The sequence below is a fragment of the Mesorhizobium alhagi CCNWXJ12-2 genome, assembly GCF_000236565.1.
Lineage (GTDB): Bacteria > Pseudomonadota > Alphaproteobacteria > Rhizobiales > Rhizobiaceae > Allomesorhizobium > Allomesorhizobium alhagi.
In genome coordinates this window covers 59,129-72,292 of the sequence record NZ_AHAM01000206.1, presented here as the reverse complement: position 1 = coordinate 72,292, position 13,164 = coordinate 59,129, and the positions used below count along the sequence as shown (strand labels likewise).

Genomic DNA, 13,164 nt, shown 5'->3' with positions numbered 1-13,164 from the left:
TTACCCGCCTCATGGAGGCGGTCCCTTTATCTTGCCTTCCGCGCCCGCCCCTCCCCCGGCCGCACCGCCCGCACATCATCTGCGATCCGGTTTCTTCGGCCGAACGCGATCGCTCGCCAGCGGCACGAAGAGATCGCCGTTCGTTTCACCGGCGCGAACGCCGTCCCGAAGGAAGAAGAGCGACCGTCCGGAGGGAGCGTTTCGCTCCTTCGAATCGTCGGACTTGCCCTTGAGTTCGTCCATGTCGGCGGCGGAAACCCCGGCCTCTTCGAGCTCTTTCAGATAGGAAACCGTCTCCTTGGGAAGCAGTCTGCCCGTGCGCAGATGCTCTTCGTAGCGCTCGGGTCCGGCATTGTAGGCGGCGAACAGGCCGGGGAAGCCGAAGCGATCATACATGGCGCTGAGATATGCCGTTCCGGCCAGAATATTGTCGCGCGGATCGTGCGGATCGGGCCCCAAACCGTGCGCGATGCGCATGTCTCGCCAGGTGCCAGGCATCACCTGCATGAGGCCCATTGCGCCGGCGTTCGAGCTAATGGGAAGGCCATCGAGCATGGTCTCGCCGTTGCTCTCTGCGTCCATGACGGCGTAAATCCAGGCTTCGGGAACAGAGAAACGCCTGCTGGCTTCGGATACGAACTGCTGCCACCGTTGAAGCTGCGGATTGCGGGAGATGGCGACCGGCTCGGCGCCGGTCGAGGCGGAACAGGCGCATGGCGGGATCGTAATGATGCCCAGCACCAGGAGGGTCACTCGGTCCATAGCGGCACGAGCCTCCCGATGACATTTGCGACCGGAACCGGCCCGAAATAGCGGCTGTCGAATGAGTCGGCTGCCTTGCCGCCGAGCAGGAAAACCTCGTCATCGGCGAGCTTTCGGCATTCGCTCCACCATGGCAGCGGACGCCCCTGGCGGTCGGTTTCGAGGCGGCGCGCGGCGATCTCGCCGCTTATGATGACGAACTCATTGAATGCACAGACATGCTCGCCAGGCAGTGCGGCAAGGCGCTTTACCAGCGGCACTTTGCGAGGCAGGTAGCCGCGTTTTTCGGCGAGGCCGGCGACCCATTCCGGCGGACGCACGAGCGCCAGATCGCCGCGTGCGGACGCTGCAAAACCGACCCGGTAGAGCCCCACCGGCGCGCTCGCCGAGGCGTTCCAGACCAGCCAAAGCGATGGTTTGACGAAGGCGGTAAAACCGATCAGGCAGAGGCCGAGCGCCGCAACGGCGATGGTCCGGCGCACCCGAAAGCGTGTCAGCCGGCTGCCGATCAGATGGATGGAAGGACGCCCGCTCATGACCGGCCCCCATCGCCGGCGGCGCTGGAGCCGCTCTCATCGTGCTCGGAAGTGGAGTCTTGCGAGCTGCCTTTCGACCAGTCGTCGAGCTCGTCTATGTGGTAGCGGACATAGCGGCCGTGCTTGCGGTATTTCGGGCCGCCCCCAGTCAGCCGCATCTTTTCGAGCGTCCGCTGGGACAGACCAATATAGAAGGCCGCCTGCGCGGTGTTGAGAAACGGACTGCCCTTCTTGGCGCGGGCCGCGCGCTCGTTTTCGTCGTCCATGTTGGTCCTCGTTTCGCTCACTGAAGGCGACGGCGAGGATGAGCGAGCGAGGTCGTCGCGGGGACGGGCGAAGAGTCGGGTAGGAGTTTTCGCCGCCCTTTGGGGAGCGCGACGTTCGGCAGAAACCACAAGGAAAAACCCCCGCGCCGATTGCGGCGCGAGGGCTCGAACTGGCCGGTCAGTCGGCCGGGTTCCAGATGACGGCGTAGGTGTCGTCATCATCCTGGCCGGCGGCGCGGCCAAGATTGGCGTAGAGTTTGCGCGGGCCGAATTCCGGTGCGGCGATGGAAAGGCTCACATAGTCCTTGCCGGAGGTCTCGCCGGTGCGGATCCAGCCCGCGCCGACCTCGACGCCCTGCGTCAGCACCCGGAAGTCGGGATGGTTGTCGGCGGACTTGCTCTGGTTGGGCACGATGTCGATGTCGGCGCGGACGCTGAGCGTCCTGAGCTGGCCCTTGTAGCCGCCGTTTTCTTGGCTTGTGACGTAACCGATCGCGGTCATTTCGAAGTCTCCTTTTCGCATCGCCGGGGACCATTCCCCTGCGATAGCGGACCGTGATGGGCGCGGCAGGACCGCCCGAACCCGGCAGGGCCGCAGCGGCAGCGGAGGACCCAAGCGGGCAGCTTTTTTGAAGCGAAGCGGCGCGAGGAAGCCGCCGCAGGCGGCGGGGAAAAAAGCTGGCGGCGAGGGTTTCGTGGGGGCCGGACCGCCCATAGGTCGAGAAGCCAGCCGCAGGGAAATGGTCCTTGAAGACGCGGGGAGACGGGTCGCGTGATCGCGATGAACGCGGCGAGCAGATGGATGCCAGGCTGCCGGTGAGCACACGCTCAGACGCTGTGCCGATGAACGGATGTGCCCACGCGCCTGGCGCCCCGGCAGGCATTCCGGCGTGGTCATCGAGCGCTGACAGCGGCGAGTTTGGCGACCGGATTTGTTGCGCGACGCGGGGTGCAAAGACGGCGGAACGTACAGCCAGCGCGACCGGGAAACGACGTGAGCGGCGGCTTTCGACAAGCCGCCGCCCGGTGTGACTGGCTCATTCCGAGACGAACAACGGCTGAACTCGTGCCCACTGGTCGGCGGTGCGGAGGCCGCCGCGATCGGTGTAGCTTTCGACCGGGAATTTCATCCAGCGCGGCAGCCAGGTCTGCCTTCTGGCGACCGTTCTCGCCCGACAGGACGTCGCGGATGATCTTCTTCTGCGTCTTGACCTTCTCGGCGACATTGCCGTCCGCGACTTGTCTGCCGGCAATGTCAGCCAGCATGGCGTTGGCGATTTCCTTGTCACGCAGGAGATCGAAGCAGGCATCGTCCGGCTGCCACCATGCGCCAATCTCGACATTCAGATGATTGCCGAGCGCCTCGATCACAGCGCTGCCGGCCTCCAGCGTCTCGCCCATGACGATGGTGAGAGCGCGCATGACATCGTCGTCGGAGAGCGCCAGCAAACGGGCGAAAATTCGCGCCGTGGCATAGTCGCCGCCATTGCCGCCGGAGATGGTGCGATCCTCATCCGGCGCTCCGAACAGTGCCAAAACCTCACGCCGCTTCTCGGCGAATGCGGCTTCGGCCTTGCAGCCGGCAATGCCTGCGGCCACCGTTTCAAATACCGGCGCGCTGCGGTTCGGGACGCACCTGCCATAGGCCGGAACCGGTGATGGCGTGCGCCACCATCAACCGCAGGGCAATGCCCGGATGGTCGAGCATGGCCCCGCGCAGAGCTCGTGATGCCTGGCCGCGATGCGAGACGGCGATGAAGACCTTGCCGCCCTTCTTCTTCGGCGTCTTCCCTGGTCCCATGGCAGAGATACTGCCCCGGTTCCAGCACGACCGCCCGGCCCAGCCGACCTCCAGATAGGCATCGCGTCGGCAGCAATGACTTCGTTCTGCTTTTTTCCCAGAACATAGCTGTCGTCGAAGAGACGCAGACGAAGGCCGACAATCGGCCTGGGCTCGTCCAGGGTGTAATTCCCGTTGAGATGATACCGCTGGCGCTCCCGGATCGAGCTTGAGCGTCTCGTTGATGATGATCTGGCCTGTGGCGACCTCAACACCGAGGCGCTTGGCATCGATGCACCGAACGGCGTCATGCGGCGTGGCGTACGCGCTCTCATGGTGATGCGTGTCCAAAACCCGACGGCGGCAGAAACATGTCAGGTTCAATACAAGCGGCCATCTGGGCATTGTGGAGGTTTCAAAGCCTAATCATGCGCTTACTGGGCGCTGAGCGCGCTGGCACGGCCTTTGCTCTGAGTGAGGGTGACTGCACGCAGAGGGGCAAGACGAGCGATGCTCTTTTCCCTTGAACCCGTGTGCCCCGTTTCTGAGAGGGAAACAAGCTCGCGCATAAACTCGCGCAACCTTTGGCAATAGCTTTGGAGAGCTGCATGGTGCTGCAGATGGAGTCCCCGGCTCCTTCGATCAAAGTGGAGAACTGGCTGCGTGGCGAGCCCCTCGCGAACTTCCAGCCCGGCAAAGTGTACATCGTCGAATTTTGGGCAACTTGGTGCGGCCCATGCGTGGCGGCGATGCCCCATCTGGTGCAGCTGCAGGAGAAACACAAGGACAGCGGACTGGAGGTCGTCGGAGTCGCGGCACATGAAGCCGCTCCAACGGCCGTTGAGGCCCGAACCAAGCTGGACGCGTGGTTGACCGAAAAGTGCTCGAATCTGAACTATCGGATCGCGTTCGACCACACAGGCGAAATGAACAGGCTTTGGATGGAACCCAGCTTGGCTGTCGGGATTCCGACCTCGTTCGTGGTCGACCGGGACGGACACATCGCCTTTATCGGTCATCCGATGGAACTCGATGAGGTTTTGCCGAAGGTGCTCAGCGGCAGCTGGCGCACCAGCGATCAAGCGAAATCCGCCGTTGCGGAGCGGATCGCCAGAAACGAACCCATAGCGCGCGAACAAGCGTTGAAGAAGCCGATCAATGACAAATTTTGGGCGGCGGTGAAGACAGAGGATTGGAAGACGGCGCTCTCGGCAATCGAAGAGGGCATCGCCTTGATGCCGGACGACATCAATTTCCGCCAGGCTCATGTGCATCTGTTGGTTCACAGAATGCACGACATGCGCACCGGTTTGCCGGTCATACGCCAATTGGTTCGCGACGCGATCGACAGAAACTCCGAGCATTGGATGATCGTGGCGCTAGACCAACTCTTCCATCCGAACCTTGATCATTCGCGCTTTCCGTCTGCTGAGCGCTTCGCGATGGGCAAGGAGCTGTCCGAACACATGCTGGCACTCAATCCCCCGCAAGGCGACGGCCGTAAGTTCCTGTCTTATCCGGCGGTCGCCCGGTACCATCATGAGAGCGGCAACAAAGATCGCGCGATCGAGTTGATCGAGCTGGCGCTGAAGTCGCTGGACGGTCCAGAGCCTATCGCGGACGGACTGAAACAGCACTTTCTACCGGATTTGCTGCAGACCCTGGCCAACTACAAGGGTGAGAAGGTCTGTCACGGCGCTCTCTGTGCGGCTCCGCAAAACAATGTCCCCAAAGTACCAAGGCGCAGCCGACCGAGGAGAAAACATAAAACAGGGTGATAGTCGGAATTGTTTGAAACGAAATGCAACCTGATCCTCGTGCGCACCGGGTCCCGCTGGAGCATGGCTGATCGAAAAATTTGCGTCCCATAAATAGTCCCATAAATAGTTGCGCGAATTGGAGGTCAGTCGCGCAAAGGTGACGTCTTCTGGTGCTCGTCTGAAATTTGCCTGAGCGCCTGTCGCCGCCTTCCTCAGCCGCCAACCCGCTTAAGGAGGCAAAGCCGCTCCGAGCCCGAAAGACAGGTCGCTGGATCGGACCACCGCTTACCACGAGTACGCCCGCCGCGCATTCCGTTGTTGAAGAGCTTCGCGAGCGCATCCGGCAGCTCGAGGGCGGGAACGCGCGTGTCCGTGCCGTGCCGCCGTTCGGCCTGTCGGCGATCGACGGGGTTCTCCCTGGAGGCGGGTTTGCGCTTGGCAATGGTCCGTGCAGCACCTGGTGGACCGTTCGCAGCTGACCGTCAGGTTTTGACGTGAGGGCAGAATTAGCCGGGCAGATAAGTTTTTGATGTGAACGGCGCAAAGCCTGAGCCCAGCTTGCGAAATCGCCTGGTCAGATCTTTTGAGCGCACCGACCACATCCGAAAGGACGGCCTCCTCACGGCGTTCCGGGGATTTTGATGAAGCAAAGCAGTCAGGAACAACAGAGGACAAATGGAATGACGATGCAGACGGGTCGAGATGTAGGGGGGAGCAAAGGATCACGGTTGGTGAGCGCCGGAGCCGTGCATGTCAGAGCCGCGCCATGCCGTGCTCGTCTAGCCAGGTTCCGCTCTTTGTCAATGCGCAGTACCGCCGCGGTGCTGTTTGTCGCGGCCGCTTCGTCCGAGGCGTTGGCGCAGGACAAGCCACCGTATGTCAATGCCGACGGAACCGGGACCAACGATCTGCAAGCCGCCATGCAAAGCTGGCGCGATGACCCAGAATTCCAGAGCAATTGGGGACTGAAGGCAATGCACGCCGACGGTGTCTATGCTTTGGGCTTTACCGGAAAGGGGATCAGGATTGGTGTGTTCGATTCCGGTATTCGATCTAGCCATCAGGAGTTCGGGGATGGACGGCTTAATCTCATTGACGTCAAGGGGTTTTCCACGGACGGGAAACAATTTGCTATGAGCGGCGAGTACAATCCAGAAATCAATGATGATCATGGAACTGCCATGACCGGACTGGTCGTTGCGAGCCGCAATAACAAAGAAATGCACGGCGTTGCTTTCGATTCGCCGTTTTATGTTGCCAATACGGGCGGAACCGACGCTCTGGAACAAGGCTCCAACAACCCGGCCCTCGACTTCAACTTCTTCAAATCAACGTTCGATGCACTTGGCGAAAAAAATGTAAGAATGGTCAACGAGAGTTGGGGAAGCGGTTCCGCTATTCCTTCAGAGAATAGGACAGGTAGCATTTCCGACTTGGTTTTTGCCTCTAGGAATTTCTGGAAGCTGCGGACTGGAGGAGCCAAAACTTGGCTTGATGCAACAGTCGATGGGGTCAGACAGCATGGCTTTGTTCAGGTGGTCTCCAACGGCAATAATAGCAAGTCTGCCAATCCTGATTTATTTGCTAGCCAGCCGTTTCTCAATCCGGATGTGGAAACGAAGTGGTTGGCTGTTACCGGTTACGACGAGACCGGCAGTCAAGTTTATCATAAATGCGGCGTAGCAAAGTGGTGGTGTATCATGGGCCCCTCTGGCATGACCTCGACCACGACAGACGGTAAATACATGGATAATGCCAACGGCACATCGGCATCGTCCCCAAACATTTCAGGGGCTCTTGCCCTCGTCATGAACCGATACCCCTACATGAGCAACGAAGAGGCTGTTACAACACTCCTCACCACAGCTCAAAACAAAATTGCCGATCCGGATCGCAAAGTGCCTGAACATGGCGTTAAGACCTATGACATTCTTACCGCGGTGAAGAATAGCAATGATCGGGTTCCGAATGAACTTGGCGGCTGGGGGCTTCCCGACCTGCAGAAGGCGATGGCGGGTCCCGGCCAGTTTTTTGGGCATTTTGCGGCAGGCTTGCCGAAGGGCATGTCCGACACCTGGGCGAACGACATTTCCGATGAGGCGATCACAGCCCGCAAGGAGGACGATGTAAAAGAACAAGCAACTCTGCGCCGGCTTTTACAGAAGGGCCAACGGGAAAATGGCGAGACGTTCACCGAGGATGACAAAAAACACCTGAAGGAGCTCATCGACCTTCGCGAGAAAGCGATGCTGACTCGCGGCAAGGATCCGGCGACAGGCAAGACCTATGTTGGCAGTTTGGAGAAGCTTGGCGACGGACATCTCGTTTTGGCGGGGAAGAACACCTATGGGGGCAGCACTTGGGTACGCGGCGGCAACCTGTCGGTGGATGGATCAATCACCTCGACGGTGACGGTGGATGGCAGCGGCATTGGCGAAGAGGTTGAATACTATACGCCGCAGGGCGACAAGCGAACCGAACAGGGCACGATCGGCGGGACGATTGGCGGCACCGGCACGATCGGTGGATTGATTGCAAAAGCGGGCGGGACGGTTGAGCCGGGCAGTGTCGCGCAGCCGATCGGCACGCTTAAGGTTGGCAATGTGGGTGTTCGCTTTGAGAAAGGCTCGACCTATGCGGTTGCGGCCAATTCGCTGGGTGCGAGCGACCGGATCGAGACCACCGGCACAGCCACGCTCAATGGCGGGACGGTCGAGGTGCATCCGCAGGCGGAGGGAGGACGGCTTTATCTGCCGGAGACGCGCTATCAGATCCTGACAGCGGTCCGGGGGGTGAATGGTCAATTCGACAAGACGACCTCGGACCTTGCGTTTCTGGATCCGTCGCTTGATCACCGGACCCATGATGTCGGACTGACATTGACGCGCAACGATGTGGCGCTGGCCTCGACAGCGGCAACGGCGAACGAGACGGCGGTTGCGGTGGCGCTGGAAAATGCCTTTCCCCTGACGCCGTCGCTGACATCACACGGCAAATCGACCCTGGCGGGAGAGCCTCAGACGGATGCCACGCCGAACCCGGCGCCGGCCGTGCCGGTTGCCGAGGCGCTGCCGGCCGCCCCGCTCGATCTGCTGCCGCTTGCCATTCTCAATTTGAGCAAGGGCTCGGCCGGTTACGCCTGGGCGCCGCTGTCGGGTGAGGTTCATGCGACGGTGAAGGGTGCGCTGACGGGGGAGAGTTCTTATGCGCGCGATGCGGTGACGGAGCGTCTGCGCGCGGCGTTTGACGGGGCTGGGGCCTCATCGGTGCCGGTGATGGCCTATGGGCCGGACGGGGTGGAGCCGGCTTCCGCCGCTACGGATCGCTTTGCGGTGTGGGGCGAGGCCTATGGCGCCTGGGAAACTGCCGATGGGGATGGCAATGCGGCCGGTTATCACCGCTCGGCGGGCGGCTTCTTGGTGGGCGGGGATGTCTCCGCTGGCGATTGGCGGCTAGGCCTTGCGGGCGGTTATGGTCATTCCTCCTACGAGGTCGATGCGCGCGCCGCATCGGCCGAAGCGGACAATTACACTCTTGCCCTTTATAGCGGCGCCCGAATCGAGGCGTTGTCTTTGAACTTTGGCGCGGCGCATAGCTGGCATTCGATCGATACCCGCCGGGGGGTCGTCTTCCCAGGCTTTGCCGACTCGGTGACGGCGTCCTACGATGCCCGTACGGCGCAGGTCTTTGGCGAGGCAGGCTACGAGCTGAGCTACGGGTTTGCCCGCTTCGAACCCTTCGCCAATCTGGCGCATGTGCATCTCAAGACGGACGGCTACCGGGAGGAGGACAAGAACGGCGCCGGCTTGACGAGCAGCAGCAGCAGCAGCGATGTGACCTACACCACGCTGGGGCTTCATCACGGTAGCGACTTCGATCTTGGCGGCACGGCCATCAAGGCGCGTGGGACGCTTGGCTGGCGGCATGCCTTTGGCGATGTGGTGCCGCATGCCACGCATGCCTTCGCCGGCGGCCAGAACTTTACGATCATCGGCACGCCGGTCGCCAAGGACGCTGCCATCGTCCAGGCCGGGCTAGACTTCCATCTGGCCGCCAACGCCAGTCTCGCGGTCTCTTATGAGGGTCAGATCGCGTCCTCCGTGCAAGAGCATGGCGTCACCGCAAAGCTTGGCGTGCGGTTCTGATAGAAGTGGAGCGCACAAGCGGACGTGCAGGGAATTCCGACGCTCACGGGTGTGAGGGGGATTGCCTGAGGAGGCGAAACATCGCCAACGCCACGGAGGCGGCGGCATTGTGCTCGGCATAGTGACGGCCGCGACCTTGGCTGTCGTTGGCGTCAAGGCCGATGACTGCCTTTGTCGATCTGTGCATGCGCTCCCTCAATGGTTACGAAGAGGCGGTGCTGACACCCTAAGAGCTCAAGGCATGGCGCTCAGCCAAAGTGACGAAGAGGGCGGCAAGGTCCACCGAAAAATCATCGATCGCGTGCACGGGCCGAGGCAGGAAGGAGCGGGCATCCCCCGGGGCAGGATACTCTTCCTGACCCGAAGCGCGACGGCAAGGCTGTTGCGGTTGGAATGCCGAAGAAGACGGCGCCGTATCCATGACGAGGCGCCGGGACAAGACGGTTTATTCGCCAGCCCTCTATTCGGCCCTTCTTCCGGCGGCATTTTTGGGCTCGCGGCCGGCCTCGGCTCTGGCGCGGTTTGCCGGGCGTCTTCTCAGCACCACATCGGCTGCACGCTGGTTATCGAGCCGGTGGCGATCGAACTGGCGCGCGCCCAGCAGACGGGGCCCGGCATTGTCGCTGATCCGAATGCGGCGGCCTGTGTTCGCCCGACGGTTGGGACAGCAGCCAATGGCGTGCCGATCGTCGATATTGCCAAAACAGGGCGGGCCAATGTCGGAACGCCCAGCGCCATCCTCACAACTCCATCAATGAGGTGTAGCGCTCACAGCTTGGCGGCCTGGTCCAGGGCAATGCCAATCTGAGAGGCAGCAATCCGGCTGCCGTCATCCTCGTTGAGGTGACCTCGACCAGAGCCTTGGCCCTGAATGGCATGCTGGAGGCGTATGGGAGGGCGGCCAACGTAAGTGTCGCCAATCCGAACGGGATTTGTTGCGACGGCTGCGGCTTTATCAACAGGTCAAGAGCCACGCTATCGACAGGCAGGCCCGAGCTTGGCGCGACGGCGTCCGCGTCACGCGATTTTTCTGAGAATGCGGACTTGTACGACCAGCCAGGAGGAGACCTCATAGTGCCGGTTATCATCGCGACATCCTTGACGATCATCATCCTCGCGCCGGCCGCGATCTGAAGCACGCGTCTGGCGCGCTTCATGCCTTTCCCTTTGGCGAGGCTTTCGGTGAAAGACTCCGACGGCAGGACGGGAACACCAAGGCCGGTTGAATAGATGGCGCGCAGCGCGATCCCGTTCGACGCGGTTGAGGAAAGCGCGCTGAACGTGAAAAGCAGGCTGCCGATAGAACGGTATGGTCCGCCGACTACGACGTTGTCGACGATAAGAGATTTAGCGCGGCACGACAGGTAGCGCATGCCGAGAGGAACGAGATTGCACCGGCCGCCAGTGTCAAAATGCCGATGTTGGAGATCGGGCACGGTATCAACCCTTAGGCTTCCGCGCTTTGGCGATGGAGCGTTGCAGTGTGGCAACGTCGACCACCCCTGGGATCACTTCGTCGCCGACCACCAACGCCGGCGTGCCGGTGATGTACAGACCGATGGCGAGCGCGCGATTGCGCGCGAGGGCGTCTGCGATGGCCGGATCTTCCATGTCCCGCTTGAGCTGCTCAACGTCGAGGCCTACCTGTCCTGCGATAGTAAAAATGGAGCTTTCTCTGAGCCGGCCGCGAGAAGCCATAAGCGCGAGGTGGAACGCCTCATACTTTCCCTGTTTGCGGGAGGCGAGCGCCGCCGCTGCGGCGAATTTGGAATCCGGTCCCAGGATCGGATACTCTTTGAACACAAGCTTCAGCTTGGGATCGTCCTTGACGGCTTGCTGGAGGATACTGACTGCCTCTCGGCATTGCAGGCAGTTGTAGTCGAAAAATGCGACCAAAGCGACGTCGCCTTCGGGATTGCCAGCAGTTGGCGCAGCGGGGTCGTTGAAGAGCGCGTCACGCCGCTCCGGAATGAGCCCCCGCAGCTCCGCCGCGAGCAGGCGGCGGTTTTCGAGCTGGTGCAGGTAGTCCATGATAACTGAACGATGTACCGCTGCCATCCAAATAAAAAGCAGGGCTAGGACGACTGAAAGAGCGATAAGGGCGGCTTTTGGCTTTGACATGGGTCAGGCTCCAATCAACAGTGAACGGCAGGGCAGCAACGGCTGGCCTTTTTGGCGTAAAGGTGGGTATCGCTTTTAGTCCTTGCCCAGCAGTTCCCAGAGCGCGGGCGGTTGCGGGGGCTCGTAGCTATCGAAAACGATACGAGCTGGCGGTTGCTGTATGACGGCGGCGCGCCAACCAGCCGACACCAATCCCTGAGCGGCGCGGCTTGCACGCGAATTGCCCAGCCGCGATCGCCGTTTGGCAAGCAGGGCGACTGGACCGCCACAGCCAAAGCGCCGGAGGGTCCGCTCGCGAGGGCCACTGCCAATTGACCTTCATCCAGCTGGCCATCCCAGCCGGCTACAACGCGCTTTCCCGCTGCGTTGCCGAGGAAATTTGTCAGCGTGCGGCTAGGCAGCGCCGCCTCCGAAGAGGACGTTCCGAGGACAAGCAGCAGCTCTTCCTTGATGTATCGAAGGAGAGAAAAGATCGAGAAGCCGTTGTAACGGCAGACCGCGCCGAGAACCCCGAACACGAAGAGGAAGGCGGTGAGATAGAAGGTCGCGACCAGCATCGCGAGGTTGACCACCGAACCGATGCCGTATTTGCCGATCGTGAAGGCCATTGCGCCGAAAGCGCCGATCGGCGCGGCCTTCATCAGGATGCTGACCAGCTTGAAAATGGGGGCGGTAAGCGCCTGGAGAAAGCAGGTGACCGGCTTGCCCGTCTCTCCGACCATCGCCAGCGCGATGCCGAACAGAACCGAGAAGAACAGGACCTGCAGGATGTCGCCATCGGCGAAGGCGCCGACAATCGTTGACGGGATGATGTTCGACAGGAAGCCGGTCACGGACTGCTCGTGGGCCTTTGCGGCATAGGTATTCACGGCCTGGACGTCGAGCGAGGCCGGATCGATGTTGAGGCCGGCACCGGGCTGAACGACATTGGCGATGATGAGGCCGACGATAAGCGCGAGCGGCGAGAAGGTGACGAAATAGACCATCGCCTTGCCGGCAACCCGGCCGACCTTCTGGAGATCGTTCATGCCGGCAATGCCGTTCGCAATTGTCAGCAAGACGACAAACGCTGTCATCATCTTGACGAGCTTGATGAAGGCATCACCCAGCGGCCTGAGGCTCTCGCCGAGTTTCGGATAGAAGCGGCCGAGTGCGATGCCGAGAGTGATTGCGGCAAGCACCTGCATGTAAGCTGGCCGTAGAAGGACTTGCGGCGCGCGAGACTCGCGCTGCGGATTTGCGGGTTCAATATACTCGTCTCCTGACCGGATCGAGGCGGGTTCCTCCCTCCCGGGCATCTCCGTCGCTGCGCTCCGGTCGAACGCTGCACCAAGGTCGCCGCAAGCTGCGTGCCAAATAGCGACAGCGCGAAGGACGCGCAGGTTTCCGAAATTGATAAGGACCGCTCGCGCCATGCTTGTGCGGAATTCCGGACTCGCTGCTGGCGCGTGCCTTCATCGAAAGAAGGTCCGCGAAGTTCAGGCATTGCAGAGGCCGCTCAGGCGTCACACTCGCCGGAAAGCGCAACGACGGTATGCCCCGCGTGGATGGGGATCAGGCGTGGACGATGATGGCCTGCTTGTACAAGCCTACGGCATACGGACCATATTGAGTTGTTCAGGACGCGGGAGCCTATCAACCCGCCGCGGCATGGACCGTGTGGACCCCGCGGGCTTAAACCAAACAGGAATATGGCATCTCCTTCGACGTCATGCCGGCAGCTGAATTCGCAGGCGTCGGCAATTTCAGCGTCGAGCCCATATCCGTTTGCGAGCTCGAACACCGATTTCGTGT

The 13,164-nt window shown here is 61.3% G+C and carries 12 protein-coding genes; 2 read left to right on the top strand and 10 right to left on the bottom strand.

What is annotated here, in order from left to right; all coding sequences use genetic code 11:
• Positions 1 to 75: 75 nt before the first annotated feature.
• The 6 genes from MAXJ12_RS23390 to MAXJ12_RS39120 form a co-directional block, all read right to left on the bottom strand.
• On the bottom strand, positions 76 to 762 hold the full coding sequence (locus MAXJ12_RS23390) for a lytic transglycosylase domain-containing protein (protein ID WP_008838507.1): 687 nt from the start codon (positions 760 to 762) through the stop codon (positions 76 to 78).
• Positions 750 to 1,298, bottom strand: a complete 549-nt coding sequence (locus tag MAXJ12_RS23385) for a S26 family signal peptidase (protein ID WP_008838506.1) — start codon at positions 1,296 to 1,298, stop codon at positions 750 to 752. Before MAXJ12_RS23385 ends, MAXJ12_RS23390 begins: the two co-directional genes overlap by 13 nt.
• Positions 1,295 to 1,564 (bottom strand): helix-turn-helix transcriptional regulator, encoded by a 270-nt coding sequence (locus tag MAXJ12_RS23380; RefSeq protein WP_008838505.1) that lies wholly within the window; start codon positions 1,562 to 1,564, stop codon positions 1,295 to 1,297. The genes MAXJ12_RS23385 and MAXJ12_RS23380 overlap by 4 nt, the downstream gene beginning before the upstream one ends.
• A gap of 178 nt (positions 1,565 to 1,742) precedes the next feature.
• The gene (locus MAXJ12_RS23375; protein ID WP_008838504.1) at positions 1,743 to 2,066 is read right to left on the bottom strand and encodes a DUF736 domain-containing protein; all 324 of its coding nucleotides are present in this window, start codon (positions 2,064 to 2,066) and stop codon (positions 1,743 to 1,745) included.
• A gap of 392 nt (positions 2,067 to 2,458) precedes the next feature.
• Positions 2,459 to 3,163 carry a hypothetical protein gene (locus MAXJ12_RS23370; RefSeq protein WP_244421574.1) on the bottom strand — a complete coding sequence of 235 codons (705 nt, stop codon included), beginning with the start codon at positions 3,161 to 3,163 and terminating at the stop codon, positions 2,459 to 2,461.
• 4 nt (positions 3,164 to 3,167) lie between these two features.
• Positions 3,168 to 3,365: a hypothetical protein gene (locus tag MAXJ12_RS39120; RefSeq protein ID WP_244421573.1), complete on the bottom strand. Its 198-nt coding sequence runs from the start codon at positions 3,363 to 3,365 to the stop codon at positions 3,168 to 3,170.
• A 587-nt stretch (positions 3,366 to 3,952) separates the two neighbouring features.
• On the opposite strand from MAXJ12_RS39120, the gene MAXJ12_RS23365 reads away from it, so the two are divergent.
• Both MAXJ12_RS23365 and MAXJ12_RS23360 read left to right on the top strand, forming a co-directional pair.
• The gene (locus tag MAXJ12_RS23365) at positions 3,953 to 5,122 is read left to right on the top strand and encodes a TlpA disulfide reductase family protein (RefSeq protein WP_008838503.1); all 1,170 of its coding nucleotides are present in this window, start codon (positions 3,953 to 3,955) and stop codon (positions 5,120 to 5,122) included.
• 785 nt (positions 5,123 to 5,907) lie between these two features.
• Positions 5,908 to 9,249 (top strand): autotransporter domain-containing protein, encoded by a 3,342-nt coding sequence (locus tag MAXJ12_RS23360; RefSeq protein WP_008838502.1) that lies wholly within the window; start codon positions 5,908 to 5,910, stop codon positions 9,247 to 9,249.
• Positions 9,250 to 9,292: 43 nt separating this feature from the next.
• Here MAXJ12_RS23360 and MAXJ12_RS38070 read toward each other — a convergent pair whose 3' ends face one another.
• The 4 genes from MAXJ12_RS38070 to MAXJ12_RS23345 form a co-directional block, all read right to left on the bottom strand.
• The gene (locus tag MAXJ12_RS38070; RefSeq protein WP_162097503.1) at positions 9,293 to 9,436 is read right to left on the bottom strand and encodes a hypothetical protein; all 144 of its coding nucleotides are present in this window, start codon (positions 9,434 to 9,436) and stop codon (positions 9,293 to 9,295) included.
• Between the two features lie 553 nt (positions 9,437 to 9,989).
• Positions 9,990 to 10,685 carry a hypothetical protein gene (locus MAXJ12_RS40350; protein WP_420891352.1) on the bottom strand — a complete coding sequence of 232 codons (696 nt, stop codon included), beginning with the start codon at positions 10,683 to 10,685 and terminating at the stop codon, positions 9,990 to 9,992.
• A gap of 4 nt (positions 10,686 to 10,689) precedes the next feature.
• Positions 10,690 to 11,370, bottom strand: coding sequence for a DsbA family protein (locus MAXJ12_RS23350; protein ID WP_040587569.1), 681 nt, complete (start codon positions 11,368 to 11,370; stop codon positions 10,690 to 10,692).
• Between the two features lie 14 nt (positions 11,371 to 11,384).
• Positions 11,385 to 12,557, bottom strand: coding sequence for a cation:dicarboxylate symporter family transporter (locus MAXJ12_RS23345; RefSeq protein WP_008838499.1), 1,173 nt, complete (start codon positions 12,555 to 12,557; stop codon positions 11,385 to 11,387).
• Between the last annotated feature and the right edge of the window lie 607 nt (positions 12,558 to 13,164).